The organism is Bacillus sp. GMs2/2, from assembly GCF_050172095.1.
GTDB lineage: Bacteria > Bacillota > Bacilli > Bacillales > Bacillaceae_G > Bacillus_A > Bacillus_A cereus.
Map to the genome: position 1 here is coordinate 1 of NZ_JBNLYE010000499.1, position 2,381 is coordinate 2,381.

Genomic DNA, 2,381 nt, shown 5'->3' on the forward strand with positions numbered 1-2,381 from the left:
GTAATACTTCAATTAAGGACATTCCCATATAAGCTTCCATATCAAGAAGTACCCCAATCATATCTATTGCACCATCTGAATAATACTCCATTAAAAATGAACCAAGCGAATACGTTTTATACTTTTTTTCAACGATAAGCCAGTTTTTATCAGGATCCTTCTTAATATAATTTAGTATTGGTTCTAATACCTCAATCATTAGCTCTTCTGCCGTTTTTCCTCTTTCTTTATCCAAAACCGGATATTCAAGTACACTTGGATCATTTTCAAACACATTCAATCTCGTTTGAATGTTATTCGTATAAATGATATCTGCAAAAGTTTTATTTATAAAAAGGTTTAAAGGTAGTTTAAATTTATGAATATACGCTAAGGTTAACTTATGGGTGTCAGGGATTCTCATCGGTCCCGCATTAAAATATAAACCCACACTAAATGGTTCCCGAATCGTATACACTCTGCCACCTATTCTGTTATTTGCTTCTATAATCGTTACTTCGTGCCCAGCCTCTTTTAATAAAGAACCTGCAACTAATCCAGAAATCCCTGCACCTGCAATCGTAATCCGTTTTGGGTTATTCTTTTTAACAAGCCCTGCATGAATAATATGAAGCATTTCTTCCATTGTTAATGGGTTCCCCATACCATTTCCCCTTTTACAAAGGATTTTACTGAATTATATTCGGTTCACTGAATTCCTATGTTTTGTTCGCAGATTTGCACGGATACATTTTCAAATACTTGAATATCTTTTATAAAATGTAATAAACTAGATATGACTCTATAGAAGTAAGACGTATTATCTTACATAACAAAACCAATGAAATTGCGAGGAATTTTGAAATGAAAAAAGGTATTAACCGTGTTGTATTAGTAGGAACAGGAGCAGTTGGATGTAGTTATGCTTACTGCATGATTAACCAAGCCGTAGCTGAAGAATTTGTTTTAGTCGATGTAAATGAAGCAAAAGCTGAAGGGGAAGCAATGGATTTAAGTCATGCTGTTCCATTCGCCCCAGCTCCAACTAGAGTATGGAAAGGCAGCTACGAAGATTGTAAAGATGCTGACCTTGTAGTTATTACAGCTGGATTACCACAAAAGCCAGGCGAAACACGTTTAGATTTAGTTGAGAAAAACGCTAAAATCTTTAAACAAATCGTTCGCAGTATTATGGATAGCGGATTTGATGGCATCTTCTTAATCGCAACAAACCCTGTAGATATTTTAACTTATGTAACTTGGAAAGAATCTGGTTTACCGAAAGAACGTGTAATCGGTTCTGGTACAACGCTTGATTCTGCTCGTTTCCGCTATATGTTAGGTGAGTACTTCGATATTGGTCCACACAACATTCACGCTTATATTATCGGAGAACACGGCGATACTGAACTTCCAGTTTGGAGCCATGTTTCCGTTGGTATCCAAAAACTACAAACACTGCTTGAAAAAGACAACACGTATAATCAAGAAGATTTAGACAAAATTTTCATAAACGTCCGTGATGCAGCTTACCATATTATTGAGCGTAAAGGCGCAACTTATTATGGTATCGGTATGTCACTTCTACGTGTTACAAAAGCAATTTTAAACGACGAAAATAGTGTATTAACTGTATCAGCTTACTTAGAAGGTCAATACGGTCAAAAAGATGTTTATATTGGGGTACCTGCTGTTTTAAATCGCGGCGGTGTTCGTGAAATTTTAGAGGTTGAATTAAGTGAAGATGAAGAATTAAAATTCGACCACTCTGTTCAAGTATTGAAAGAAACAATGGCTCCGGTTCTTTAATTAAGATAAAAAGCAATCCAATTTATTTTGGATTGCTTTTTATTTTCATTATCTCCTATGACTTTTTAGTGATTTTCTATCATTTCTTATTTTTTAGTCGCATCCTCATTATTTATATCAAGTACATCTAATAAAAAGATAAAGATTGGTATCCCGATAATAAGCCCCCATATTCCGAGGAAATGCTCTGAGAAGATAAGAATCATAAATGTGTAGAATATTGGTAAATTTGTTTTTGCAGACATAAACTTCGGATTTAAAAAATAACTTTCAAGAGCATGGATTACTGTTATGAATACGAGTATGTATACTACGTACATAACTCCGCCTACGTTGTAAGCAATGATACAAAGTGGAAACAAAGAAATAATCACACCTGCAACAGGAATCAACCCTAGTAAGAAAATCATAACAGCTAATACAAGTAGCTGTGGAAATCCTAAAACGATTAATGCAATGACAGTAAGAATACAATTTACAACGGCAATTAAAAACTGAGCCTCAATTACTTTGCCGAACGATCTTGCAAATCTTTCACCAAAATATGCAATTTCCTCATAAAAGATTTTTAACTTACTATCTTTAAACTTAGA

At 34.4% G+C, this 2,381-nt stretch carries 3 protein-coding genes; 1 reads left to right on the forward strand and 2 read right to left on the reverse strand.

The genetic code is table 11. The annotated features are described in order from the left end of the window. The coding region (locus ACQGS6_RS26605) for a flavin monoamine oxidase family protein (protein ID WP_426965884.1) at positions 1–643 on the reverse strand (643 nt) is incomplete at its 3' end. A gap of 200 nt (positions 644–843) precedes the next feature. Here ACQGS6_RS26605 and ACQGS6_RS26610 point away from each other — a divergent pair. Continuing rightward, entirely contained in the window at positions 844–1,788 is a 945-nt protein-coding gene (locus ACQGS6_RS26610; RefSeq protein WP_000715321.1) for an L-lactate dehydrogenase, read from the forward strand. A gap of 86 nt (positions 1,789–1,874) precedes the next feature. Here ACQGS6_RS26610 and ACQGS6_RS26615 read toward each other — a convergent pair. After that, on the reverse strand, positions 1,875–2,381 hold a 507-nt coding region (locus tag ACQGS6_RS26615), incomplete at its 5' end, for an AI-2E family transporter (RefSeq protein ID WP_426965885.1).